Below are 23,991 nucleotides of genomic sequence, written 5' to 3'. Positions count from 1 at the left end.
GCCATTGCGGGTTCTCCCCGGCACGATAGTGAAAAAATTGGCCCATTTACTACCCAATGGAACTCAAGTTGCCGCTTGAAAGACGACGGGTACACCGGATAGAGAGTTTTACCTATGTCACAGCCTATGCTCAAAAAGGACGTTTTTCTGGCTGCACTGACTCGTCAGTGGCAGCGTTTTGGCCTCAGCTCCGCACAGCAGATGACTCAGCATCAATGGTGGGAGGCCGTAAGTGCCGCTCTCGCCGAACAGCTGGCCGCGCAGCCTGCACCGCGTAAAAGCAGCAAGTCGTTGCGCCATGTAAACTACATCTCGATGGAATTCCTGATTGGCCGCCTGACGGCCAATAACCTGATCAACCTTGGCTGGTATGACACCGTTGAGGCGGCGTTGGCAGAGCAGGACGTCAAGCTGGCCGATCTGTTGGAGCAGGAAACCGATCCGGCGTTAGGTAACGGTGGCCTGGGGCGTTTAGCCGCCTGTTTCCTGGACTCGATGGCCACGGTGGAGCAACCGGCTACCGGCTATGGGCTGAACTATCAATACGGGCTGTTCCGTCAGTCGTTCAAAGAGGGGCATCAGCAAGAGGCGCCGGATAACTGGCAGCGCGAGAGCTACCCGTGGTTCCGCCATAATGCGGCGTTGGCCGTGGATGTCGGGATTGGTGGTAAGGTAGAGAAACTGGCCGATGGCCGCGAACTGTGGCACCCGGAGTTTACCCTGCGTGGGGAAGCTTGGGATCTGCCGGTGCTGGGCTTCCGTAACGGAGTCACTCAGCCGCTGCGACTGTGGCAGGCAACGCATAGTCATCCATTCGATCTGGGGGATTTCAACGACGGCAAATTCCTGCAGGCGGAAAAGCAGGGCGTAGAAGCCGCCAAGCTGACCAAAGTGCTCTATCCGAATGACAACCATCAGGCTGGCAAACGCCTGCGCCTGATGCAGCAGTATTTCCAGTGTGCCTGCTCGGTGGCCGATATTCTGCGTAAGCACCATCAGGCCGGGCGCAAGATTGAAGAGTTGCCGAAGTACGAAGTGATCCAACTCAACGACACCCACCCAACCATCGCCATTCCAGAGCTGCTGCGTATTCTGCTCGATGAGCACCAACTGGATTGGGATGCGGCCTGGGCGATCACCAGCAAGACCTTTGCCTATACCAACCACACCCTGATGCCGGAAGCCCTGGAGTGCTGGGATGAGAAACTGGTCCGCAGCCTGCTGCCGCGCCACTTCTCCATTATCAAGCAGATCAATGCCAACTTTAAGCGGTTGGTAGACCAACACTGGCCGGGCGATGAGGCGGTGTGGGCCAAGCTGGCGGTGCACCACAACAAGCAGGTGCGCATGGCCAACCTGTGCGTGGTCAGCGGCTTTGCGGTGAACGGTGTGGCCCAGCTGCACTCGGACCTGGTGGTAAAAGATCTGTTCCCGGAATATCACCAGCTGTGGCCGAACAAATTCCACAACGTCACCAACGGTATTACGCCGCGCCGCTGGCTCAAGCAGTGTAACCCGGCATTGTCAGGCCTGATCGATACCACCCTGAAAGTGGAGTGGGCCAACGATCTTGATGCGCTGAAGGGCTTGGAAAAATACGCTGAAGACGCCGCTTTCCGCGAGAAGTACCAGCAGATTAAACGCGATAACAAGGTGGTCCTCGCCAACTACGTGCAGAGCGTAATGGGGCTGACGCTCAATCCAGACGCGATCTTCGACGTGCAGATCAAACGCCTGCACGAGTACAAGCGCCAGCATCTGAACCTGCTGCACATTCTTTCGCTGTATCGCCAGCTGCGGGATAACCCGGATCTGGACATCGTGCCACGCGTATTCCTGTTTGGTGCCAAAGCCGCGCCGGGCTATTACCTGGCGAAGAACATCATCTATGCGATCAATCAGGCCGCAGAGAAGATCAATAACGATCCGATCGTCAAAGATCGCCTGAAAGTGGCCTTCATCCCTGATTACCGCGTTTCCGTCGCTGAACTGATGATCCCGGCGGCGGACATTTCCGAGCAGATCTCCACCGCCGGTAAAGAAGCGTCGGGCACCGGGAATATGAAGCTGGCGCTGAACGGCGCACTGACCGTTGGCACGCTGGACGGAGCCAACGTCGAGATCGCCGAGCAGGTCGGCGAGGACAACATCTTTATTTTCGGCAACACCGTGGAGCAGGTCAAAGCGCTGTTGGCCAAGGGTTATGATCCGCTGAGCTATCGCAAAAAAGACAAACACCTGAAGGCAATCCTGGATGAACTGGCCAGCGGCGCATTCAGTCACGGTGACAAGCACGCCTTCGATATGATGCTGCACAGCCTGTTGGAAGGTGGCGATCCGTATCTGGTGCTGGCGGACTTTGCTTCCTACTGCGAAGCTCAACGGCAGGTAGACAAACTGTATCGTGACCGCGACGAATGGACGCGCCGCACTATCCTTAACACCGCGCGCGTAGGCATGTTCAGCTCGGATCGTTCGATCCGTGACTATCAGCAACGCATTTGGCAAGCCAAGCGTTAAGGAGTGCGAATGAGTAAAGGTATCGATCAGGTAGCAGCCCAGGCTGGGATTGCTGCCGATTACATCAATGCCCACGGCCAACGCCAGGCGATTTCGCCGGAAACCAAACGCAAGCTGTTGGCGGCGATGAACCCGGCGTCGTTGCAGCCCTCAACGGCTCCCTTGCCGCTGGTTAAAGTCTTTTATCATGGTAACCCGGTGGCGCTGCCGCTGGGGGGAGATGGCGAGTTTCAGTGGGTATTGTTGCGTGAGGACGGTAGCCAGCAAGAAGGCCGTGCTAGTGCGCACAAAACCCTGACTCTGCCTGGCAAGTTACCGCTGGGTTATCACCAGCTCACGTTGTCACAGGGGGAGCAGCAATGGGCCTGCCGGCTGATTGTCGCCCCCAAGCGTTGCTACGAGCCGGATGCCTTGTTGACCGGCAAGAAGCTGTGGGGAGCCTGTGTACAGCTCTACACGCTGCGTTCCGAGCGTAACTGGGGGATTGGCGACTTTGGCGATCTGCGGGCGATGGTCGGTGAGGTGGGTGAACGCGGCGGCGCCTTTATCGGGCTCAACCCGATCCACGCGCTGTATCCGGCCAGTCCGGAAAGCGCCAGCCCTTATAGCCCGTCTTCGCGCCGCTGGTTGAACGTGGTGTATATCGACGTCAACGTGGTGGAGGATTTCCAGCTCAGCCAGGCTGCGCAAAAATGGTGGCAGAAGGCTGCGACGCAGAAGCTGTTGGCCAAGGCGCGTAGTAGTGAGCTGGTGGACTACAGCACGGTAACGCAGCTGAAGCTGGCGGCGTTGAAGCTGGCTTTCCCGCATTTCCAGGCCCGCAAGCCGCAGGATGCGCTGAAGCAGGAATTTGAGCGCTTCGTCGGCGAAGGAGGCAGCAGCCTGTATCAGCAGGCAACGTTCGACGCGTTACATGCCCATCTCAGTGCCAAAGACAGCACTATGTGGGGATGGCCAGCCTGGCCGGAGGAGTATCAGCAGGGCAACGGCCCGGCAGTGGAAACCTTCTGTAAGCAGCATGAGGATGAGGTTACCTTCTACCTGTGGCTGCAATGGTTGGCGGCCAGCCAGTTTGCCGAGTGCTTCGGCCAAAGCCAGCAGTGCCAGATGCCGATTGGCCTGTACCGCGATCTGGCGGTCGGGGTGGCAGAGGGAGGGGCGGAAACCTGGTGTGAACGCGAGCTGTATTGCATGCAAGCCTCGGTGGGTGCTCCGCCGGATATTCTCGGGCCGCTGGGGCAAAATTGGGGCCTGCCGCCGATGGATCCACATGTGATGGTGGCGCGGGGTTATCAGCCGTTTATCGATTTGCTGCGGGCCAACATGACCAGCTGTGGCGCCTTGCGTATCGATCACGTGATGGCGATGCTGCGTTTATGGTGGATCCCTTATGGTGAAACGGCCGATCACGGTGCCTATGTGAAATACCCGGTTGACGATCTGCTGGCGCTGTTGGCCTTGGAGAGTCAGCGCCATCGTTGCATGGTGATTGGGGAGGATTTAGGGACCGTGCCGGTGGAGATCGTCGGCAAACTGCGTGATAGCGGCGTCTATTCCTACAAGGTGCTGTATTTCGAGCACGATGCGGAGAAGCAGTTCCGTGCGCCGCAGTCTTATCCGGTGCAGGCAATGGCGACCATTACCACCCACGATCTGCCAACGCTGCGTGGCTATTGGCAAAGCGGCGATCTGACGCTCGGCAAGCAACTGGGGCTATACCCGGATGCGGAAGTGCTCAAAGAGCTGTTTGCCGATCGTGAACGGGCCAAGCAAGGGCTACTGGACGGGCTGCATCGCTACGGCTGCGTACCGCAAAAGGTCGGCAAGAAAGCCTCGTTGTTGAGCATGAGCCCGTTGCTGAACCGGGGTCTGCAACGCTATGTGGCAGACAGCGCCAGCGCGCTGCTGGGCCTGCAACCTGAAGACTGGCTGGATATGGCGGAACCGGTCAATATTCCCGGCACCAGCGATCAGTACCCGAACTGGCGGCGCAAGCTGAGCCAGACCTTGGAAGCGATGTTTGACGATGCTGAGGTCAACCGTTTATTGAAGGATTTGGATAAGCGACGCAGGAAGGTTTCGGTAGGCTAAATGCATCGGGGCGGCTTACCGACCCCGATGGAGACAGGCAGGGCGCAAAACGGAATTGCGCCCTGACAGTTATCAGTAGTAGGAGTGTTCGCCGCGCTGGTGCTCGGTGAGATCGCGCACGCCTTTCAGTTCCGGGAACTTTTGCAGCAGCTCTTTCTCGATCCCTTCCTTCAGCGTCACGTCGACCATTGAACAACCGTTGCAACCGCCGCCGAACTGCAGGATGGCCAGCGCGTCGTCGGTGATTTCCATCAGCGTCACACGGCCACCGTGGCCAGCCAGCTGCGGGTTGATCTGCGATTGCAGCACGTACTCAACGCGCTCCATCAGTGGCGCATTGTCGTCCACTTTGCGCATTTTGGCGTTCGGCGCTTTCAGCGTCAGCTGTGAGCCGAGCTGATCGGTGACGAAGTCGATTTCGGCGTCGTCCAGATAAGGCGCGCTCAGCTCATCGACGTAAGCGGACAGCTTCTCGAACTTGAGTTCGGTATCTGTCGCTTCCACCGCGTCTGGCGGGCAATAAGAGACACCGCATTCGGCCGTCGGCGTACCCGGATTGATCACGAATACGCGGATTTGGGTGCCTTCTTCTTGGCTTGCCAACAGCTTGGCAAAGTGTTCCTGTGCAGCATCTGTTATACGGATCATAGCATTAGCTCAATAGTTGACTTCTATAGTAGGTTATAATACGCCCATTGCCGTGGTACTACAACGTGCGGCAAACGCACCAAATCTGCAATGATGCGACGCCCTGCTTCTGTAACAGTGTAGCGATTTCCGCCATGGTGCTGCCAGTGGTAACCACATCATCCAGCAGCGCCACATGTTTTCCTGCCAGGTTCTCATCACAACGAAAAGCCCCACGCAGATTACGCCGCCGCAGGCGCGCTATCAATTGCTGTTGTGGCGCGGTTGCCCTGATGCGGCGTAAGGCCGCAGGGCGATATTCGCAGCCCAACCAGCGGGCCAGTGGCAGGGCCAACAGCTCGCTTTGGTTATAGCCACGTCGCCAGCAGCGTTTATCCTGCAAGGGTACCGCTAAAATCACCTCCGGTCTGTTCAGATGTTGCTCTCGGTGCGCCTGCAGCCAGTGCAGCAGGATCAAACGAGCCAGAGTGGGAGCCAGTGCGGGTGTCTGCTGGAATTTGAAATTTTTCACCAGGGTGCTGATGGGCGGGCGATAATCCGAAACAAATACCAAGGCTTGCCAAGGTGGCGCCTTTTGCAGACATCGTCCGCAAGGCTGATGGGGATCTCCACTGGGCAAACCGCAAACCGGGCAGCAAGAGGGTTTGGCGGGCAACGTGCGTAGGCAGTAGCTGCAGATACCCTGTTGCATCAGCCGTAATGGTTGCCGGCATAGCCAACAGCGGCTGTGGATTGGTAGCATAGTCACCTCCGTTTTAGCAGGACAATAACTGATGACTGAGCTGTATTGGAAAACACTGGGAGAGGGCGATCGCGATCTTGTGCTGCTGCACGGATGGGGATTGAATGCCGAGGTCTGGGGTTGCACATTGGAGCGATTGGCTCCGCATTTTCGCCTACATCTGGTGGACTTGCCTGGCTATGGCCGCAGCCAGGGCTATGGGGCCGTCTCGTTAACGGAGATGGCAGAGATACTGCTGGCCGCAGCACCCAAGCAGGCTTATTGGCTGGGGTGGTCCCTTGGTGGATTGGTTGCCGGGCAGATCGCCCTTATGCAGCCTGAGCGGGTAACCGGGCTGATCACCGTAGCTTCTTCGCCCTGCTTTACGGCGCACGACCCGTGGCCGGGGATCCGCCCGGAGGTGCTCAGTGGCTTCCAGCAGCAGCTCAGCCATGATTTCCAGCGCACCGTGGAACGTTTTCTGGCGTTGCAAACGTTGGGCACGGAAAGCGCTCGTCAGGATGCGCGCCAGTTGAAAACCGTAGTGCTTAATCAGCCGATACCGGGCGTTGAGGTGCTGAACGGAGGCCTGGAGATGCTACGTACGGTGGATCAACGCCAATCGTTGGCGGCACTGACGATGCCGGTACTGCGTATTTATGGTTACCTCGACGGGCTGGTGCCGCGCAAAGTGGCTAGCCTGTTGGATGAATTGTGGCCAAACTCCACCTCGGAGGTGATCGCCAAAGCGGCCCATGCGCCGTTTATCTCTCACCCCGAAGCATTCGCTAACATTATTAATCAATTTGTTGCAACCGAGTAATGGCGCGGTCTGGCGGCGATATCTCATTGATTACAGATTATAAACGCACAAAACGGCGGTAAATTTTTAACCAATAAGTGGATAAAAACTAAACCTGTTCGATACTTGAAGGGGTAAATGCGTGGCTACAAGGTGAATATAAGCTTATCAATCTTCACTTTGGCGATTTGTTTCTGGGCAGAGGGAGCTTCGTCAGGGAAAGCAACGAAGCTGTTAGACGTCGCAGTAGCCAAGCTCGATGACGCATTTGTTGTGAGTCGCTTTCATAAAAATCCAATTTATCCATTGAGAGGTATTATCATGAAATCATTGAAGATGATCGTTGCGGCGTTGATTGTAGGTTCAGTGTCTTTCGGTTCGATGTCTGCAACCTTGCTAACTAAGGACGAGCTGGATAAGAACCCAGGCAAGTATGAGAAAATTGGTACCGTGTCTTCAACAGCACAGGCCACCGATCCGATGGACTTGAAAGATGAATTGTCCAAACTGGCCGATGAGAAAGGGGGCCAATACTATGTCGTGCTGGCTGCCCGTGAGCACGGCAAGTTCAGCGCCGTAGCGGATGTGTATAAAGACAAGCAATAATCTTCAAGTAGGGGGTGCAGGCAAACTATTGCGCCCCTGTATTCACCCCTTCAAACGATAAATCACCGTGTTACAAGCCAGCCCTTCTGGGCAACTCTTACAGCTGCCGCTCAGGCATTCGTTGCTATCGAGCTCAATGCGTTCAACTTTCCCCATGGCGGTCAAACGTTGCAGCATTGCTTCAACCAATGGCAAGGGCGTTGCCAACTGCTGACTCAGCTGTTGCGCCTGAGCGCTGCCCCGAAGGGCAAGCGCATCACGGATTTGCAGCAGGCTGGCCATTAGTGGCAGTCACCCGAACTTTGACAACAGGACGCCGAGGTGGCGCTACGCAAACGGATCGTTACGCGGCTACGAGCCTTGCGCAAGCCCAATAGCACCAGCGCATTGAACAGCAGCACGATCAGGATCGCTGTCGCGCTGTATTGCGGATGTTGGCTGAAGGTCGCGATCTGATAGAACAGCGTTGCCAGCGAATAGGCCACGTTCAGCCCCCACAGGATGGAGAAGGTCATCCAACCCCGGCTGGACTCACGTGCAATAGCGCCCATCACCGAAACGCAGGGAACGTACAGCAACACGAAAATCAGATAGCTGTAGGCAGAGATTGAAGTGCCAAATTTGCTACTCATAACGCCCATTGAGCCCACGCCCATCTCACCATCGCCCTTGCTGGCTTCGATAGGGTTGGAGAGTACGCTCAGGCTGAAGGTGCTCTTCAGGCCCTGCCAGGTTTCATTGACGGCGGTGCCTAGCTCATCAAGCAGGTTGAAGTTGGCGGCATCGAAGTGCTCATTGGTAATGTTCTCTGCGGTGTACAGCGTGTTGAGCGTTCCGACCACCACTTCTTTGGCCATCGCCCCGGTTACCAGCCCGACGGTTGCTTGCCAGTTATCATTGTGTACGCCCATTGGCTGCAATAATGGCGTCAGCACTTTGGAAACCGAGGCCAGCGCTGAATCATTGATACTGTCTACCGGCTGCCCGCTGAACGAGAAGCTGTTCAGGCCGCCAATAAAGATGCTGGCAATCACGATCACTTTCCCGGCGCGCAGCACAAAACCTTTCAGGCGTTGCCAGGTTTGCAGCAACAGGCTTTTCAGATGCGGCACGTGATAAACCGGCAGCTCCATCACGAACGGTGATGCTTCGCCGCGCATGATGGTGTATTTCAGCACCAGGCCGGTGAGGATCGCCACCACGATGCCGAGCATATACAGCGAGAACACCACGCCCGCGCCATCCTGGCCGAAGAAGGCCGCGGCGAATACGGCAAAGATTGCCAAACGCGCGCCGCAGGACATAAAGGGGGCCATCATGATGGTGATCAGGCGTTCACGTGGGGCATCCAAGGTGCGTGCGCCCATAATGGACGGCACGTTACAGCCAAAGCCGACGATCAGCGGCACAAAGGATTTACCCGGCAGCCCGAGCGCCTGCATCAGGCGGTCCATCACAAATGCCGCTCGCGCCATATAGCCGGAGTCTTCCAGGAATGACAGGAACAGATACATCATGCCGATCTGGGGAACCAGCGGCAGCACGGTATTGATACCGCCCCCCACGCCCTGCGCCAGGAAGACGGTCAGCCACTGCGGGAAATGCAGGGTATAACCGATCCACTGGATGCCCTGAATAAAGATGGCCGCCGAACCGAGATCGAAGATTGGTTGCAGTGCGCCACCGATGTTGATCGCCAATACGAACATGATGTACATCACCAGCAGGAAGATCGGCACCCCCAGCCAGCGGTTGAGGATCACCCGATCCAGTACCTCCGTCAGGCGGTTTGGCAATGCCAGCTTGGAGTTGCTGACCGCATCGCAGATAGTGGCGATCGACTGGTAGCGGGCATCGGCAATTACCAGCGCGGGATCTTCCTGCTGCTGCTGTTGCAGCGCTTGCCTGGAATGAGCCAGCAGATCGGTGGCGTTCCCGGCTAACTGATGGCTGTAGATGTCGCCCTCCAGCATTTGCAGGGCCAGCCAGCGGCGTTGTTCGGTGGGCAACTGTTGAGGCATGGCCTCGGTCAGCGTAGCGATTTCGTCTAACAGCAGCGGCGGATAGGCCACCAGCGCTTTTAACTCATTGAAGCGGTGATTGTCGATGGTCTGTTTCAGCAGGCCAATGCCGTCGGCCTTGGTGGAAACCATGGATACCACCGGGCAGCCAAGGCGCTCGGCCAGGGCGGCGACATCGATCTCAATATTCTGGCTCTTGGCAATATCTTGCATGTTCAAGGCCACGATGCACGGAATACCCAGCTCCAGCAGTTGCAGCGTCAGGTAGAGGTTGCGTTCCAGATTGGAGGCATCGACCACGTTGATCAGCATATCCGCATCGCCGCTCAGGATGTAGTGACAGGCGATCTGCTCATCCAGCGAGGTTTGTTCGGAGATGGTGGTGAGCGAGTAGGTGCCTGGTAAATCAACCAGCGTAACCTGCGACTGCGGCGTCGTAAACTGGCCCTCTTTACGCTCAACCGTCACCCCGGCCCAGTTACCGACCCGCTGGCGTGCTCCGGTGAGCTGGTTGAACAGCGTCGTCTTGCCCGAGTTCGGGTTACCGATTAAGCCAATAGTGATTTTTTTCATAAACCAACGTGATATCAGTAAATTAAGTATCGGCCGTGTTTGCACACGGCAACTGCCTGAGGCGGGGACAGCGCGTTACGCTTGGCTATCTAGCAGGATCAGGTCTATATCTTTTTTCCGCAGTACCAGGCTAACGCGGCGAGTCTTTATTTCTATCGGATCGCCAAATGGTGCCACGCGTACCACGTCAAACTGCGAGCCGGGCAGCATGCCAAGCGACAGTAATTTCTGGCGGTAGGCCGGGCTAATCTCGCTGGAGAAACCGGTAATTTTATAGGTATGTTTAGGAAGCAGCTGCATATTGCCTTCTCAATGCGTTGAGCATTCCCACAGGAATGACACCTTCAGAACATTTGCTGCCCAGACTACCTGTGAAAAGGTGTATGGGGCCAGGAGCGCCGAGCCAAAAACAGAGCAATGAATACACAGAATCATAGTGATAACAATTATCGTATTCAATACGGAATGTATGGGCAATTGTAAATGCTGTCATATCTGCAATGGACGCCTTGCCAGCTCCTGTTTTAGCACTAAGCCAAACGCACTGCAAATGAGTGCAAAAGGTTAATTAAGTTGCAAATTTGTGCATTTTCTTGCGGTAATGAAACAGTTGTAGCTCTATTGGCGTGGCTGAAAGTTTTATGGCGCAGATCTGGCAACATCGCCTGCTGTAAATGAGAGGGGTAAGTATTTGTGTTTACGACACAATCGACGAACTGAAAAGGTGGTGTTAATAAGGGTGTTAACAACGGAGCATTTTTACCGGAGTGCGGGCTTTAAGCGATAGCTCGAAACCGGGTGGCAAAATAATCGCCATTTTATTGCGGTAGGTCAAAATTGTTGGGGGTGGCGCTACCGGTGGCGCAAGAAAAGATGAAAGCCAGGGGAACGAGCAACTGGCTAAATTTTTCAACTAAAGTAGAACATGGCTTTCGAGCAAAAAAATTCCATGGCGATGAGCTATGTAATACCATCATGTTAATATCAAACGATAATAACCCCCCATCATGGACTAGGTTGTTGCGCTTAATACGACTGTACCAGCAGCATCAGGCGCAGCAAGCATCCTTCTCTACGAGGTCAGGACGATGTTACAGCAGCATGACGCTACTCCGGCAATCGGCATCGATTTAGGCACCACCAATAGCCTCATCAGTGTCTGGCAAGACGGGGAGTCGCGCCTAATCCCCAATGCGCTCAATGAATTTCTTACCCCCTCGGTCGTCAGCATTGATGAAGACGGGGCGATACTGGTTGGCCGCTCTGCGTTATCTCGCCTGACGACCCACCCGCAAAAGACGGCAGCGCTGTTTAAACGTTACATGGGCAGCAAGAAGAAATTCAAACTGGACCAACAGACGTTTGACGCCCCAGAGCTATCGGCCATCGTGCTGAAATCGCTGAAATCAGACGCAGAGAGTTTTCTTGGCCAGCCGATCCGCGACGTTGTGATTTCGGTACCTGCCTATTTTAGCGATGAGCAGCGTAAGCAAACCCGCTTTGCCGCTGAACTGGCGGGTTTAAATGCGGTGCGGCTGATTAATGAACCGACCGCGGCTTCGATGGCTTATGGCCTGCACACCCAAGGGGTTGGCCGTACTTTGGTGTTTGACCTGGGCGGAGGCACTTTTGACGTCACGGTATTGGAATATGATCTGCCGCTGATTGAGGTGCACGCTTCGGCGGGGGATAACTATCTTGGCGGTGAAGATTTCACCCAAGCAATCATGAAAGCCTGCCTCAACGAATGGCAACTGAACGCCTCGCAGATTGCGCCCCACGATATGGCACGGTTGTATGATTGCGTCGAGCAGTGGAAATGCCAGCTCAGTCAGCAACAGGGCTCGCATCAGTTGCATTGGCAATGGCAGGATCGACAATGGGAAATAGAGCTGGATGAACGTAAAGCAGGGGAGATCTGGCTTCCGCTGCTGAATCGCCTGCGCGCACCGATTGAGCAGGTGCTGCACGATGCGCGTTTGCAACCGCAGCAGATGGATCATCTGGTATTGGTCGGCGGAGCCACGAAGCTGAACACTATCCAAAAACTGGTGGTGAAGCTATTCGGCCAGTTGCCGCATCAGCACCTCGATCCCAGAACTATCGTAGCATTGGGGGCCGCAGTTCATGCCGCCTGCCGCCTGCGCGATCAAAATATCGACGAAGTGATCCTGACGGATGTCTGTCCCTATACGCTGGGCATTGCTACCTCGAATGCGGATCGGCATGGGATTTTCTCACCGATTCTGGAACGTAATACCGTAGTCCCGACTTCACGGGTGGAAAGCTTCACCACGACGCATGTGGAGCAAAAGGCGATCCGGATAGCGATCTATCAGGGGGAAAGCCCACATGTTGACAACAATATTCTGGTGGATGAGTTTACCGTGCCGGTAAAGCCTAACGGCCATATTCAATCACTGGACGTTCGTTTCAGTTACGATATCAATGGGCTGCTAGAGGTTGATGTCCATTTGCCAGACAGCGGTGATTCCTTCTCAAAAGTGATCGACCACAGCCCCATTGGCCTGAGCCCAGAACAGCGAAAGCAAAGTCAGCAGCGTTTGCAGGAGTTAAAAGTGCATCCGCGCGATACGCTGTCCAACCGTACCTTGCAGGCTCGGCTGGAAAAAGCCTGGGCGCAGTCACTGGGTGATGAGCGTATGCAGATCGGTTTGTGGCTACAGGAGTTTGAAGCGGTGCTGGTTAGCCAGCAGGAGCAAAAAATCCAGCCCATACGCCTGCGGCTGGAACGTTTTCTGGACGAGATGAGTTTCTGATCGTCCACTGCCCCCATAAAACGTTGGGGGCAGTTCCTCACGCCACAATCCTCAGCGCTTTTCTCCTGGCGGCGGGCCATATTGGTTCGCGTGCTTCACGCCGGGTATCAGCAGATACAGCAGGATCAGATAGGGCATGCCTATCAGCAACACAGCTTCAAAGACCGGGTATTTACGGTTTAAATCATGGCTGCGCCGCAGCAGTGCGCTGAACGTATTGAGCAGTAGTAACCCGATAATGACCCAGGCCGAAAGCACGTTGATGAGCAGTAGGTAAACCGCAACCATCACCAGCGGTACTAGCGTCAACTGAGCCAGCAGGCCCAGGCGGTTGATGCGTCGGTCAAATTGCCAGAACTGCCAGAAGCGAGTATCTGGCCTTTGCTCCTTCGCACGTTGCTTTTCAATGACGCGCTGATCCGATAGCTGCACTAATAACCCGGCATTCAATCGCAGAATGGGGGACAGACTGCTATTTGTCAGACAGGCCATCAACTGTTGACGTTCATCTTGCTCCAACTTATCCCAATCGTAGTCATACAGGCGATAGCCAACCTGAGCTATTTTTGTCAGCAATGAGTCCCGGGCAAACAGCGTTGAGCTCCCCAGGGCTTTGGGCTTTTTACCGTTAAGTAATGCCAGCTGTAGGTCGGTTTCCACCTGATTGCCGCAGGCTAACCGTTGAAGCACCTCCCGGCTTTTGTCCTGTATTTGCTGGTCGCCATGGCGTAGTAAAAAGGCGTAAAGCAAGGCTTGCTCGGCCATCGGAGCCTGTTCTATTTCCTCGGGCCAACTGGCAACACGATGATAGAAATGATCGACATTAGTGCAGTTGCACAGCTCTGGCTGGCTCTCCACGCGGAGTAAAAACTGGCTGATAGATACAGGTAACTCCAACCAGCAAAGGAAGTGCAGACGGTGGTCCAACAACAGTTGTTGCTCAAGCTGCCAGACTAGGTCACCTTTTGCCGGGTCGAGTTGTCGGATTAACGGATACAGTTCATAGACGGGATGCTGTTCACTGAGCGTTAAGTGGTTTATCTGCCGGACAGTATCGATATGCCCGGCCGCCCCGTTGAGTAATAGCACCAGTAAACAGGTTTGCCGGTATTGATCCCAGGGAGCGGTAGCGTCGCTAAACGGCGGGATCTCAATCTGCTCCACTGCAGCTAAATAATTCAGCCAGTCATTGATGGTGCCAAGCTGTGCACTAAACGCCGGCTGCTGATACAAGCGGTTCAATCGTGCTGGTGACAGGTAACGCCATTGCCGTAGCCAGAAGACGGCTTGATGCCAGCTAGCGGAGCCAGTATCGGTATATCTCTCTGGCAGTTCGTGATCAATTGGCCCATCCAGCCACTGAATGAAGTCGGCAATGACGCTCGAATCATTCAACCATGCCAGCCGCTGTGCCGCCTGAGATTGCAGCCCTTGCAGGATCAGGGCCTGTAGGGGATCGGCCGGTGTAGGCTGGTCAATAATTTGCTGCAACAGGCCTTCATTACCCAAGGTTAGCATGCAGGCGTGGCGGTACAGTAATCGCAGAGGGTCGGAACCCTCATCAAGCATTAGCTGGTCATACATCACACCGACATGACCGTTACCGGATTTCCAATGGATATAAGCCTGGGCAATCGGCACTGCCGCCCAGTCAAACTGAGCGGCCTCTCCCCAGCGTACCAAGGTCTGTACCGTTTGTGTCGGGGTCAGGAAATTCTGCATCTCATCATCTGCCGCTATCCCTGCCGCAGCAGGGTAAACCGGCCGATCAAAAGCCTGGATCAACAGCGGTAGGTAAGCCGGATGCTGTTCACGGCACCAATCCAATAGGCCTTGCTCGGCCTGCGCGTGCTGCTCTAACCGATATAGCTGTAGCCAATAATCAAACGCCCGCTGATTATCCTGCAGCAAAGCACAATGCCGGGCAGCCAGGTACAACCAATCGCTATTCTCTGCGTCCAGCGCCAGCTGTGCCAAACAGTGATCCCGCAACGTTTCGCTGGGCACTTCCGCCAGGCTGTACCATTGCGCCAGCTGTTTCATTAGCCGTGGGCAATCAGGCCAGTAAATCACTGATGGATTACTCAGCAGTAAACGCAGCATCCATTCTGGCTCATTCCAGTACAGATGATACGCATGGCGGAAGAAGGCAACGGTTTCTACTTGAGCAGGCAGGCTGATTGACGACAGTGTGGATAGATCGAAGATATCGGGGCGTGCGATATAGTCTAAATAATCATCCATCCTGGCCGCGTCATCCTGCTCCAGTTCGTTCAGGCGATGCCGCCAGTTTAAACGTTCCGCTAATAACCTGACGCAGTCGGTAGAGATACATGCTGAGTGGTAAACCCGATCGAGCAGATGCCAGCGCAGCCGATCAATGAGTGCAATATCGTACTGATCCAGCTGAGCGATATAGCGATGCCAGCTTTGTGGCTTATAACGCGTTTCCGGGGTATTCAACAGAGCGTCGAATTGGGCCAGCATGCTCTCGAATAATGGTTCTGCAGCGGATGGCGACGGCTCGGGCGCCTGTTCGAGTTGAGTTGTTCCCTCATCATGAGAACCGTCATCTTCAGCACTGTGTGCAGAACGCAGCATAAACGGGGTCTCGGCCAGTTTTCGCGCGTGCTCAAAAGCCTGACGTAATAGCTGAAAACCGCTCGGGTCATTTTCAGGATGATGGTCGGGGAGCTTACTGCGATAGGCGGCACGAATGGCTTGTTGATCTTCGGTTGGCTCAATGCCTAAAATTTGCCAGCAACGTTGATTCATGACCAATCAACCTCTTCCAGGGACGCCGGTTTCTCTATTTCATGGCAGTCAATGTGCCAGGCCAGATGTTTTAAGGGGCTATCTGCATGGCAATAGAGTTGCTGTTGCATCTGAATATAGTTTTCCGTTCCACTTTGATGGCAAAAAGCATAGTGCTGCTGCTCAGGAGTTTCCTGGTTTAATGACTGCCAATAGGCTCGGCCGACGAAAAATGCGGCGTAATAGCTTTCCCAGTTGGCATAATAGTGGCGTGCGCGCAGTGCTAGCCGGGTATGGAACCACAGGCTCTCCTCTGCGGTGAACCAGCCATTAAGCAGAGCAATGCGACAAAGAAATCCCATTCGCCCAAGGTCCCAGGAATGGATCCCACCATCACCACAAATAACCGCCGTATCAGCGACTATTTGCATCAATACCTGTTCTTCCGCTGAATTTTGCTCTACACGTTCCTGCCATTGGGTCGGGCTGAGGCGATGCCAGAGAAAATAGTAGTGCGCCAGATCTCTCGCATGTCCTCCATCCGCCATGCGAATTATCATGTTTATCACTTCAGAACGCGAGGCGATCCCCCAGCTATCGGTCAAATCGACGGTCGTCTCGAAGGGATAAAATTTGGGTGAATCAAAGGTTGGGCCGTTATCTGCATTCAGCGCCACCATGGGAGAGGAAAGAGCCATTAGCCAATGCTGATAGTGTTGTTCCATCAATCAAGTTCCAATAAATCCCTGTTTTATATCGGCATCAGCAGCCTGCCGATTAAGTCAGGTAGGGGCCAGAACGGAGAGACGATCTATAAGCCGGCGATGTCTCTTGAACAGGAGGTTTGTCCAAGAGACAGCCGAAGGAGGGGATAAGGGTTTATCCCCTCAGCTCATTATTTCTTGCCAAACGCCGCGGCCAGCGCATCACCCATGGCGCTGTTACCTGCCGGGGTGCTGTTGCGTGGTTTAGGCTTATTAGCCGCTGGGCGTGAGTTTTTATCGCGAGCTGGAGCGCTATTATTGCCCCCGCCACGGCGTGGTGAACCTTCACCCGGTTGCTCATCCAGGCGCATGCTCAGCGCGATACGCTTACGCTGCAGATCCACCTCCATCACCTTCACCTTGACGATATCACCGGCTTTTACCACGGTATGCGGATCTTCAACGAACTTGTCCGCCAGTGACGAGATGTGCACCAGGCCATCCTGATGGACGCCGATATCAACAAAGGCACCAAAGTTAGTGACGTTGGTGACCGAACCTTCCAGGATCATACCCACTTGCAGGTCGTTGAGGGTTTCCACCCCTTCGGCGAAGGTAGCCGTTTTGAATTCCGGGCGTGGGTCGCGGCCCGGTTTTTCCAGCTCTTTCAGGATGTCGGTGACCGTTGGTACGCCGAATTTCTCATCGGTAAAGTCGCTGGCTTTCAGGCTGCGTACCGCGCTCGGGTTGCCCATCAAATCTTGCAGAGCCTGGCGGGTTGCGGCCAGAATGCGTTCCACCACCGGGTAGGTTTCCGGGTGAACGGTTGACGCATCCAGCGGGTTATCGCCGTGGTTGATGCGCAGGAAGCCCGCGCATTGCTCGAAGGCTTTTGGCCCCAAACGGCTCACTTTCAGCAGCTGTTCACGGTTGCTGAAGCGGCCATTCTCATCACGCCAGGTGACGATATTCTGCGCCATCATGCGCGTCAGGCCAGCTACGCGGGTCAGCAGCGGCACGGAGGCGGTGTTCAGATCAACGCCAACGGCGTTCACACAGTCTTCCACCACCGAGTCCAGCTTCTTGGCTAACTGGCTTTGGCTGACGTCGTGTTGGTATTGGCCCACGCCGATAGATTTAGGGTCGATCTTCACCAGTTCCGCCAACGGATCTTGCAGACGGCGGGCGATGGAAACCGCACCGCGCAGCGAAACGTCCAGGTTCGGGAACTCCAACGCGGCCAGCTCGGAAGCGGAATACACCGAAGCTCCGGCCTCGCTGACGATCACTTTCTGGGCTTTAACGTCCGGGAACTGCTGCTGCAGCTCGGCAAAGAAACGCTCGGTCTCGCGGGATGCGGTGCCGTTACCGATGGCAACCAGCTCAACCTTGTGTTTGATACACAGCGCGGCAACGACCGCAGCGGCTTTGGCTGCCTGCCCGGTATGCGGATAGACGGTATCGGTGGCAACCAGCTTGCCGGTGGCATCCACCACCGCCACTTTAACGCCGGTGCGCAGGCCAGGATCCAGGCCCATGGTAGCGCGCATACCGGCCGGAGCGGCCATCAGCAGGTCGTGCATGTTGCGGGCGAAAACGTTGATCGCTTCGTCTTCCGCACGCTCACGCAGGGTACTCATCAGCTCGGTTTCCAGATGCAGCAACACCTTGATACGCCACGTCCAGTTAACCACGGATTTACGCCAGGCATCTGCCGGCGCGTTGTTCAGGCGCAGGTTGAGATGGTTGGTGATAATCAGCTCGCCCTGGCTTTCACGCGGGGTTTCTTCAAACTGCGGATCGGCGTTCAGCGCCAGTTGCAGCACGCCTTCATTGCGGCCACGGAACATCGCCAGCGCACGGTGCGAAGGCACTTGCGCAATAGGCTCATGGTGATCGAAGTAGTCACGGAATTTCGCGCCTTCCTCTTCTTTTTCCTCGACAACCTTGGACACCAGATGGGCGTTTTTCCACAGGTAGTCACGCACCTTGGCCAGCAGGGCAGCGTCTACGGCAAAGCGTTCCATCAGGATGTAGCGTGCACCGTCCAGCGCCGCTTTGACGTCTGCCACGCCCTTCTCGGCATCGACAAACCCTTCGGCCAGTTGCTCTGGCTGCTGTTGCGGATCTTGCCACAGGGAGTCTGCCAGCGGTTCCAGACCGGCTTCAATAGCGATCTGCCCACGGGTGCGGCGTTTCGGTTTGTAGGGCAGGTAAAGGTCTTCGAGTTCGGTTTTGCTTTGCGTGGCGTTGATTGCCCCCGCTAACTGCTCGGTCAGTTTACCCTGATCTTCAATGGACTTGAGAATGGTTTGGCGGCGATCTTCCAGTTCACGCAGATAGCCCAGACGAGTCTCCAACTGACGCAGTTGGGTATCATCCAGGCCCCCGGTGACTTCCTTACGATAGCGTGCGATAAACGGCACGGTATTACCTTCATCCAGCAGACGGATGGCGGAGTCAACTTGCTCCGGGCGGGCCTGCAGTTCGGTTGCAATAATGCGGCTCAGTGGATCAGTCATAAGTCAGGTATCTGTTAGCAGCGATAATCGATAGGGGGATAGTTATACGTTTTGCAGGGGGAAAATGCCAGTCCAGAGGGCCGAGGTTTTGATGGGCGCAGCATGCGGCGCCCCTAAGGTCTCAACTATTCTTCGTCTTTGATATATTCGATCTCGTTGACCGTCCAGTAGGCAATACCTGCCGGGGTCTCAACCGTAGCCGTATCTCCCACCTCTTTTTTCAGCAAGGCGCGAGCCATGGGTGAGTCGATGGAGATGTAGTCTTTACGGCCAAAGATTTCGTCGTAACCCACGATGCGAAAGCGTTTGGTATCGCCATCGTCATTCTCGATCTCTACCCAGGCCCCAAAGAACACCTTGCCCGCCTGCTGCGGCGAATAATCGACAATTTTCAGTTGCTCAAGGCACTTGGTGAGATAACGTACTCGACGATCGATCTCACGCAGCCGCTTCTTATTGTATTGGTAATCGGCGTTTTCACTTCGGTCGCCCAGGCTGGCGGCCCAGGTGACTTTCTTGGTCACTTCCGGGCGGTCTTCACGCCACAGAAAATCCAATTCTTTTTTGAGCTTGTTGTAACCCTCACGGGTGATCAGCAATGTTTTCATCGTCATCCATCATCAAATCACAGGAGCAGTGGGCATTCTCGCATAAAGCGGCCACCATATCCGTTGGCGTTTTTTTTATAAACCTGAGGTACACTGCCAATTCGCCAGTCTTGCGGTTTTCTGCCAAGAGTGTACATCATACGCAGCGGGAAGTTGTTTACCGATCTGCCGCTCCGGTTTAAGTGAAAATTGTTGATATTTGGGCAAAAGAATAAGCTTTGTAACAATTTTGGCTAGAATATATACCATTAAACGCTGTCAGTAATGATGGAGTTTTTGAACAATACGAGGCTGTTGCCAAATAGCCGCCAGCGGTGCCAATGCATAAGTGCGGGCCACAGTCTAGAATCAGGCAATACAGCCTTTGGGAGTCAGACAATGCAAGAGAATCACAAGATTCTGGTCGTCGATGATGACATGCGCCTGCGCGCGCTTTTAGAGCGTTACTTAACCGAACAGGGCTTCCAGGTTCGCAGCGTTGCCAACGCTGAGCAAATGGATCGTTTGCTGACGCGTGAGTCTTTCCATCTGATGGTATTAGACCTGATGTTGCCGGGTGAGGATGGGCTATCCATTTGCCGCCGCCTGCGCAGTCAAAGCAACCCGATGCCGATCATTATGGTGACCGCCAAGGGTGAAGAAGTGGACCGTATCGTCGGGCTGGAAATCGGTGCCGATGACTATATCCCTAAGCCGTTCAACCCACGTGAACTGCTTGCCCGTATCCGTGCCGTGCTGCGCCGTCAGGCCAACGAACTGCCGGGTGCGCCTTCTCAGGAAGAGGCGGTGATCGCCTTTGGTAAATTCAAACTGAACCTCGGCACGCGCGAGATGTTCCGTGAAGATGAGCCTATGCCATTAACCAGCGGTGAATTTGCCGTGCTGAAAGCCTTGGTCAGCCACCCACGCGAACCGTTATCGCGCGATAAGCTGATGAATCTGGCCCGTGGCCGCGAATACAGCGCGATGGAGCGTTCCATCGACGTGCAGATCTCGCGCCTGCGCCGCATGGTCGAAGAAGATCCGGCACATCCACGCTATATCCAGACCGTTTGGGGTCTTGGCTACGTCTTCGTCCCGGACGGCAGTAAGGCATGAGGCGATTACGCTTTTCACCGCGTAGCTCGTTTGCCCGAACTTTGCTGTTGATCGTCACCTTGCTGTTCGTCAGCCTGGTGACGACCTATCTGGTGGTGCTTAACTTCGCCATCCTGCCCAGTCTGCAGCAGTTCAATAAGGTATTGGCGTACGAAGTTCGTATGCTGATGACCGATCGGCTGCAACTGGAGGACGGTACCTTGCTTGAGGTGCCGCCAGCGTTCCGCCGCGAGATCTACCGCGAGCTGGGCATTTCGCTTTATACCAACGCGGCTGCTGAAGAGAGCGGCCTGCGCTGGGCGCAACACTACCAATTCCTTAGCCAGCAGATGGCGCAGCAACTAGGTGGCCCGACCGACGTCCGCGTCGAGGTTAACAAAAACTCCCCGGTGGTCTGGCTGAAAACCTGGTTGCAGCCAGATATCTGGGTGCGCGTCCCGCTGACCGAAATCCATCAAGGCGATTTCTCGCCGCTGTTCCGCTACACCCTGGCGATTATGCTGCTGGCGATAGGCGGCGCCTGGCTATTTATCCGCATTCAGAACCGCCCTCTGGTGGAGCTGGAGCACGCCGCCTTGCAGGTAGGCAAAGGCATTATTCCGCCGCCGTTACGTGAGTATGGTGCCTCTGAGGTGCGCTCGGTAACCCGGGCCTTCAACCAGATGGCCTCTGGGGTGAAGTTGCTGGCCGACGATCGCACGCTGCTGATGGCGGGGGTCAGTCATGACCTGCGCACGCCGTTGACGCGTATCCGTCTGGCGACGGAAATGATGAGCGAGCAAGACGGTTATCTGGCGGAGTCGATCAATAAAGATATCGAAGAATGTAACGCCATCATCGAACAGTTTATTGATTACCTGCGTACCGGCCAGGAGATGCAAACCGAAATTTGCGATTTGAATTCCATTCTGGGCGAAGTGGTGGCCACCGAAAGTGGCTACGAGCGGGTGATTGAAACCGATATTCTGCCGGGTGAGCTGATGGTGGATGTGCATCCGCTCTCGATCAAACGTGCGGTGGTGAATATGGTGGTGAATGCGGCGCGCTATGGCAACGGCTGGATCAAGGTCAGCAGCGGGCGAGAACTGCAGCGCGGCTGGTTCCAGGTGGAGGATGATGGCCCCGGTATCAAGCCGGAAGAGCTGAAGCACCTGTTCCAACCCTTTGTGCGCGGCGACAGTGCGCGTAGCACCAGCGGCACCGGGTTAGGGTTGGCGATCGTGCAGCGCATCATTGACGCTCATGCTGGCGTGCTGGATATCGGCACCAGCGAGCGTGGTGGGCTGCGTATCCGAGCCTATCTCCCAATACCGATCGAGAAGAAAGAAACTTCCAGCGGGACCCCGCCAGCCAAAGAGAACGCCTGATATCCTGACTTAAGGCCGCAGCATTGTGGCCTGGTCAGGGCTTCGTGTTTCCTTCATATTCATCGCCAAAGGTGACATCGCGCGGTGGTTCCTCCCCGCGCGGCGGGATTTTCAACTCGACGCCGCCTAATTCGGCAAAGTGTTGATGCATCCAGGTTCCCAATCCATAACGCGGTGGCTTCTTCAGTAAGGTTTGTTTCAAGTCCATATGTGCCTCCTCCAGCCTTCAACGGGCGCAGCATTGCAGCGCCCCTCCAAATTGACCACAAGTGCAAGTCAGCCACGAATTCAAACCAACCTCAAGTGCAAATCAGCCAAAAATAGAAAAGGCGCGGAATTCCGCGCCTTGGCTTAGGAGGTAATCAACGCTATTACAGTTTCGGACCCGAGCTGACCAGTGCAGCGCCTGCCGGGGTATCGGTGTATTTGTCGAAGTTGGTGATAAAGCGGTTCGCCAGATCGTGCGCCTTCTCTTCCCACTGTTCTATGTTGGCATAGGTGGCACGTGGGTCGAGGATGGCCGGATCAACGCCTGGCAGGGCGGTAGGCATCGACAGATCGAAGATTGGCAGCGTGATGGTTTCTGCCTTATCGATTTCACCGTTGAGGATGGCGTCGATAATGCCGCGGGTGTCTTTGATCGAGATACGCTTACCGGTGCCGTTCCAGCCGGTATTGACCAGGTAAGCCTGGGCTCCGGCTGCCTGCATGCGCTTGACCAGCACTTCTGCATACTGGGTTGGGTGCAGTGACAGGAATGCCGCGCCAAAGCAGGCAGAGAAGGTTGGCGTTGGCTCGGTAACGCCGCGCTCGGTACCGGCCAGTTTGGCGGTGAAACCGGACAGGAAGTGGTACTGGGTCTGGTTGGCCGTCAGGCGTGATACCGGTGGCAGTACGCCGAAGGCGTCCGCAGTCAGGAAGATCACCTTGGTAGCGTGGCCCGCTTTGGACACCGGCTTGACGATATTGTGGATGTGGTAGATCGGATAGGAAACGCGGGTGTTCTCGGTTTTCGATCCGTCGTTGAAGTCCACGGTGCCGTCGGCCAATACGGTGACGTTTTCCAGCAGCGCATCACGCTTGATGGCGTGATAGATATCTGGCTCGGCTTCTTCCGACAACTTGATGGTCTTGGCGTAGCAGCCGCCTTCGAAGTTGAAGACGCCATCGTCATCCCAGCCGTGTTCGTCATCGCCAATCAGTTGGCGTTTCGGATCGGTGGACAGGGTGGTTTTACCGGTGCCGGACAGGCCGAAGAACACCGCCACGTCGCCTTTCTCGCCCACGTTGGCCGAGCAGTGCATGGAGGCAATGCCTTTAAGCGGCAGCAGGTAGTTCATGATGGAGAACATACCCTTTTTCATTTCGCCGCCGTACCAGGTGCCGCCGATCAGCTGCATACGCTCGGTCAGGTTGAATGCCACGAAGTTTTCCGAGTTCATTCCCTGCTGCTGCCAGTTCGGGTTGGTGCACTTGGCGCCGTTCATCACCACGAAATCAGGCTCAAAGCCCTGCAGTTCTTCATCGCTCGGGCGGATAAACATGTTTTTGACGAAATGCGCTTGCCAGGCCACTTCTGTGATAAAGCGGACTTTCAGGCGGGAGTCTGCGTTAGCACCGCAGAAGGTATCGACCACGAACAGGCGCTTGCCGGAAAGCTGCTCGGTGACCAATTTTTTCAGATCTGCCCAGACTTCAGGGCTGAGAGGTTTGTTATCGTTCTTGCCTTTACCTTGATCGGCCCACCAGACGGTGTCCCGGGTGATATCGTCACGGACGATGTACTTATCTTTTGGCGAACGGCCGGTGAAGATGCCGGTATCGACGGCAACGGCACCCAGATTGGTTACTACACCACGCTCAAACCCTTGCAGTGAAGGGTCCGTTTCTTCCTTAAACAGTAATTCATAACTCGGATTGTGAACGATTTCACCAACGTTATGAATTCCATAAGCGGCAAGATCCTGGTGGGTTATACCATTAACACGCATGTCACTACTCCTTGATCACAGAATTTCTGGCGACAATTGTAGGGATCCATGGCGATGTAACCGCGATAGGTATCAAATATTTAACGTATTAAACGTTTTTTAGTTACGTTATGAGATGTAGACCACGGAATAAAGCAAGCGTGCAAACGGCGAGGGCTGACGTGCGTCACAACTCGACGCACGTC

Annotated in this window: 17 protein-coding genes and 1 pseudogene; 7 read left to right on the top strand and 11 right to left on the bottom strand. The window is 55.3% G+C overall.

Going from position 1 to position 23,991, the window contains the following annotated elements; all coding sequences use genetic code 11:
• The first annotated feature begins 114 nt into the window (after positions 1–114).
• The gene (malP, locus tag KGP17_RS25730; RefSeq protein ID WP_223498589.1) at positions 115–2,520 is read left to right on the top strand and encodes a maltodextrin phosphorylase; all 2,406 of its coding nucleotides are present in this window, start codon (positions 115–117) and stop codon (positions 2,518–2,520) included.
• A 9-nt stretch (positions 2,521–2,529) separates the two neighbouring features.
• On the top strand, positions 2,530–4,611 hold the full coding sequence (gene malQ / locus KGP17_RS25725) for a 4-alpha-glucanotransferase (RefSeq protein WP_021807446.1): 2,082 nt from the start codon (positions 2,530–2,532) through the stop codon (positions 4,609–4,611).
• A 72-nt stretch (positions 4,612–4,683) separates the two neighbouring features.
• Here the strand turns inward: malQ and nfuA are convergent, their stop codons facing one another.
• Positions 4,684–5,259, bottom strand: a complete 576-nt coding sequence (gene nfuA / locus KGP17_RS25720; RefSeq protein ID WP_021181724.1) for a Fe-S biogenesis protein NfuA — start codon at positions 5,257–5,259, stop codon at positions 4,684–4,686.
• A gap of 58 nt (positions 5,260–5,317) precedes the next feature.
• On the bottom strand, positions 5,318–6,001 hold the full coding sequence (gene gntX / locus KGP17_RS25715) for a DNA utilization protein GntX (RefSeq protein WP_179253425.1): 684 nt from the start codon (positions 5,999–6,001) through the stop codon (positions 5,318–5,320).
• Between the two features lie 31 nt (positions 6,002–6,032).
• On the opposite strand from gntX, the gene bioH reads away from it, so the two are divergent.
• Positions 6,033–6,803, top strand: coding sequence for a pimeloyl-ACP methyl ester esterase BioH (gene bioH / locus KGP17_RS25710; protein ID WP_179253424.1), 771 nt, complete (start codon positions 6,033–6,035; stop codon positions 6,801–6,803).
• A gap of 300 nt (positions 6,804–7,103) precedes the next feature.
• Positions 7,104–7,388 (top strand): YdgH/BhsA/McbA-like domain containing protein, encoded by a 285-nt coding sequence (locus KGP17_RS25705; RefSeq protein WP_223498588.1) that lies wholly within the window; start codon positions 7,104–7,106, stop codon positions 7,386–7,388.
• A 42-nt stretch (positions 7,389–7,430) separates the two neighbouring features.
• On the opposite strand, the gene KGP17_RS25700 is transcribed toward KGP17_RS25705, so the two are convergent.
• The 3 genes from KGP17_RS25700 to feoA form a co-directional block, all read right to left on the bottom strand.
• Entirely contained in the window at positions 7,431–7,670 is a 240-nt protein-coding gene (locus KGP17_RS25700; RefSeq protein ID WP_179253423.1) for a FeoC-like transcriptional regulator, read from the bottom strand.
• The gene (feoB, locus tag KGP17_RS25695; RefSeq protein ID WP_021807450.1) at positions 7,670–9,982 is read right to left on the bottom strand and encodes a Fe(2+) transporter permease subunit FeoB; all 2,313 of its coding nucleotides are present in this window, start codon (positions 9,980–9,982) and stop codon (positions 7,670–7,672) included. The genes KGP17_RS25700 and feoB overlap by 1 nt, the downstream gene beginning before the upstream one ends.
• A gap of 75 nt (positions 9,983–10,057) precedes the next feature.
• Positions 10,058–10,282, bottom strand: a complete 225-nt coding sequence (gene feoA, locus KGP17_RS25690) for a ferrous iron transporter A (RefSeq protein WP_021807451.1) — start codon at positions 10,280–10,282, stop codon at positions 10,058–10,060.
• Positions 10,283–11,070: 788 nt separating this feature from the next.
• Here feoA and KGP17_RS25685 point away from each other — a divergent pair.
• The gene (locus tag KGP17_RS25685) at positions 11,071–12,762 is read left to right on the top strand and encodes a molecular chaperone HscC (protein ID WP_021807452.1); all 1,692 of its coding nucleotides are present in this window, start codon (positions 11,071–11,073) and stop codon (positions 12,760–12,762) included.
• A gap of 51 nt (positions 12,763–12,813) precedes the next feature.
• Here the strand turns inward: KGP17_RS25685 and KGP17_RS25680 are convergent, their stop codons facing one another.
• From KGP17_RS25680 to greB, 4 genes are all read right to left on the bottom strand, one after another.
• Positions 12,814–15,537: a DUF805 domain-containing protein gene (locus tag KGP17_RS25680; protein WP_223498587.1), complete on the bottom strand. Its 2,724-nt coding sequence runs from the start codon at positions 15,535–15,537 to the stop codon at positions 12,814–12,816.
• A complete protein-coding gene (locus KGP17_RS25675; RefSeq protein WP_223498586.1) occupies positions 15,534–16,241 on the bottom strand; it encodes a DUF1266 domain-containing protein in 708 nt (235 codons plus the stop codon). The genes KGP17_RS25680 and KGP17_RS25675 overlap by 4 nt, the downstream gene beginning before the upstream one ends.
• A gap of 170 nt (positions 16,242–16,411) precedes the next feature.
• The gene (locus KGP17_RS25670; protein ID WP_223498585.1) at positions 16,412–18,742 is read right to left on the bottom strand and encodes a Tex family protein; all 2,331 of its coding nucleotides are present in this window, start codon (positions 18,740–18,742) and stop codon (positions 16,412–16,414) included.
• A gap of 125 nt (positions 18,743–18,867) precedes the next feature.
• The gene (gene greB, locus KGP17_RS25665) at positions 18,868–19,350 is read right to left on the bottom strand and encodes a transcription elongation factor GreB (protein ID WP_021181715.1); all 483 of its coding nucleotides are present in this window, start codon (positions 19,348–19,350) and stop codon (positions 18,868–18,870) included.
• 378 nt (positions 19,351–19,728) lie between these two features.
• Between greB and ompR the strand changes: the two genes are divergently transcribed.
• Both ompR and envZ read left to right on the top strand, forming a co-directional pair.
• A complete protein-coding gene (gene ompR, locus KGP17_RS25660; RefSeq protein WP_004709363.1) occupies positions 19,729–20,448 on the top strand; it encodes a two-component system response regulator OmpR in 720 nt (239 codons plus the stop codon).
• Positions 20,445–21,815 (top strand): two-component system sensor histidine kinase EnvZ, encoded by a 1,371-nt coding sequence (gene envZ, locus KGP17_RS25655; RefSeq protein WP_021807456.1) that lies wholly within the window; start codon positions 20,445–20,447, stop codon positions 21,813–21,815. Before ompR ends, envZ begins: the two co-directional genes overlap by 4 nt.
• A 34-nt stretch (positions 21,816–21,849) precedes the next feature.
• Here envZ and KGP17_RS25650 read toward each other — a convergent pair.
• Together KGP17_RS25650 and pckA are read right to left on the bottom strand one after the other, a co-directional pair.
• A pseudogene (locus tag KGP17_RS25650) lies at positions 21,850–22,035 on the bottom strand (plasmid stabilization protein); the annotation flags it as partial.
• Positions 22,036–22,186: 151 nt separating this feature from the next.
• Positions 22,187–23,806, bottom strand: coding sequence for a phosphoenolpyruvate carboxykinase (ATP) (pckA, locus tag KGP17_RS25645; RefSeq protein ID WP_021807458.1), 1,620 nt, complete (start codon positions 23,804–23,806; stop codon positions 22,187–22,189).
• Positions 23,807–23,991 lie beyond the last annotated feature (185 nt).

The sequence above is a fragment of the Serratia sp. JSRIV001 genome (assembly GCF_019968745.1).
In the GTDB taxonomy this organism is placed as follows: Bacteria; Pseudomonadota; Gammaproteobacteria; order Enterobacterales; family Enterobacteriaceae; genus Chania; species Chania fonticola_B.
This window is presented reverse-complemented; position numbering and strand designations above follow the sequence as displayed.